Origin of the sequence: Candidatus Proelusimicrobium excrementi, from assembly GCF_937881865.1 — a bacterium.
Taxonomy (GTDB): Bacteria; Elusimicrobiota; Elusimicrobia; order Elusimicrobiales; family Elusimicrobiaceae; genus Proelusimicrobium; species Proelusimicrobium excrementi.
The window spans coordinates 1-2,031 of record NZ_CALGEO010000093.1 but is presented as its reverse complement, the minus strand read 5'-3'; the positions used below and the strand labels follow the sequence as shown (position 1 = coordinate 2,031).

Sequence of the window (2,031 nt, the reverse complement as noted above, 5' to 3'; positions counted from 1 at the left end):
CAGGCACCGAGATATTTCTCGAACCTACAATTGCAATTTTCATAAAAAACTCCGAATGGATATTTTTTGTATACTTAATTTAAGTATACTTACAACATTATACCACAAAATAATCTTAAAATATACTTATATTAAGATTTTTTGGAGATTTTTTATGAGAAACAAGAATAATAAGCACCTTGGAATTGAGATTGATCCTGAGCTTCATTATAAGCTCCACTATATATCAAAGTATTACGGCCGCTCCGCAAACGGAGAGATCCTTTATCTGATCAGGCAGGAAATAAAAGCCATTAAATCGACTAAGCAGATGATGCTTACGATGAAGATGATTTCCTCCGCGCGTATAAAAAAGGCCCAGCAGCAAATGGAAGACGGCCGCCCTTTCGCAAAAAAGATGGCCGTAATGATAGACAACTTGCGTAAGGATATACAAAATCCTTCAAGCGAGATTCACAATCTCCCCGCTTACCGCTTTTTTGACAACAGCTCCGCGGATAAAAACAGCGTCGGCCTGCTTTTAATTACGGCCGACAAAGGTTTGTGCGGGGCTTTCAACGCGGTGGCTTTAAGGGCGGCTTTAAAATGGGTAAGGGATAACAGCGACAAGGAAAAATATGTTTTTGTCGTCGGCAAAAAAGGGCGCGATTTTATGCGCCGCCTTAAAATACCCAAGCTGCATATCGCGGGGGAGCTTATCGGGATATTCCCGCGGGCTTCTTACGCGCACGCCGCAATGATTAAAGATACTTTTGCGGAACTCAGCCAAAAATATAATATCAGCACCGTTGATTTAATTTACAATGATTTTAAATCAATGGCTTCCCAAACGCTTGTAAGCAAGCGTTTCCTGCCTTTTGATTTCGACGAAGTCCCGGGGGAAGAAGACGTTTCAGATTTTATATTTGAGCCGAGTATGATGGAAATTTTCTTAACGCTTATACCGCGCTATTTAAGCTCCAGCATATACCGTTATTTACTGGAATCGCAGGCGGCGGAACTTGCGGCGCGCATGAACGCCATGGAAGCGGCCAGCAAGAACGCCGGCGAAATAGCGGATAATTTAAGCGTAAAACTTAATAAGGTAAGGCAGGCGACCATTACCAACGAAATTACGGAGATTGTAAGCGGCGCCAACGCCCTTAACAATTAAGAGGATTAATTATGAATAAAGGCACAGTAGTACAGGTTATCGGCCCGGCCGTTGACGTCCGCTTTGAAAGCGGAACCTTGCCGGCGATAAACAACGCTTTGAATATTACGGTCGACGAAAAAACAACCCTCGTCGCGGAAGTGTCCCAGCAGCTTGGGGATAATACGGTCCGCGCGGTGGCTTTAAGCTCCACCGACGGTCTTTCCCGCGGGGCTGAGGCCGTTGATACCGGCGCGCCTTTAATGGTGCCGGTGGGGGAAGCTTGCCTTGGCCGTCTTTTGAACGTGCTCGGCCAGCCGCAGGATCACAGAGGCCCGATTGAAACAAAAAATTACGCTTCAATCCATACGCCTCCGCCGTCTTTGGACGAACAGCAGACGACGCCGCATATTTTTGAAACCGGCATTAAGGTGCTTGACCTTATCGCCCCTTATATGAAGGGCGGAAAGGTGGGGCTTTTCGGCGGTGCGGGCGTAGGTAAGACCGTCGTTATCATGGAGCTTATCAACAACGTCGCTCGCCAGCACCACGGCAGTTCCGTTTTCGGCGGCGTGGGCGAACGTTCCCGCGAAGGCAATGACCTTTGGCTGGAAATGCAGGAAAGCAAACTCGCCGACGGTTCCACCGTATTGGATAAAACCGTTTTGGTTTACGGCCAGATGAACGAGCCGCCCGGCGCAAGGGCAAAAGTGGCTTTGACGGCCTTGACGGAAGCGGAATATTTCCGCGATCAAAAAGGGCAGGACGTTTTGCTGTTCCTTGATAATATTTTCCGTTACGTGCTGGCCAACTCGGAGGTTTCGGCTCTTCTCGGACGTATGCCTTCCGCCGTAGGTTATCAGCCTACTTTAAATACCGAAATCGGCGCTTTGCAGGAA

General features: G+C 47.6%; 1 protein-coding gene and 1 pseudogene. Both read left to right on the top strand.

Features of this window, described 5'->3' with window-relative positions:
- Positions 1-154: 154 nt before the first annotated feature.
- On the top strand, positions 155-1,153 hold the full coding sequence (gene atpG / locus ACQY26_RS04150) for an ATP synthase F1 subunit gamma (RefSeq protein WP_428047851.1): 999 nt from the start codon (positions 155-157) through the stop codon (positions 1,151-1,153).
- Positions 1,154-1,164: 11 nt separating this feature from the next.
- Positions 1,165-2,031: pseudogene (locus ACQY26_RS04145) on the top strand (F0F1 ATP synthase subunit beta); the annotation flags it as partial.

What these genes read in the sequence shown, in the direction of transcription:
- atpG (WP_428047851.1), top strand. Translation starts at nt 155, where the DNA reads ATGAGAAACAAGAATAATAAGCACCTTGGAATTGAGATTGATCCTGAG.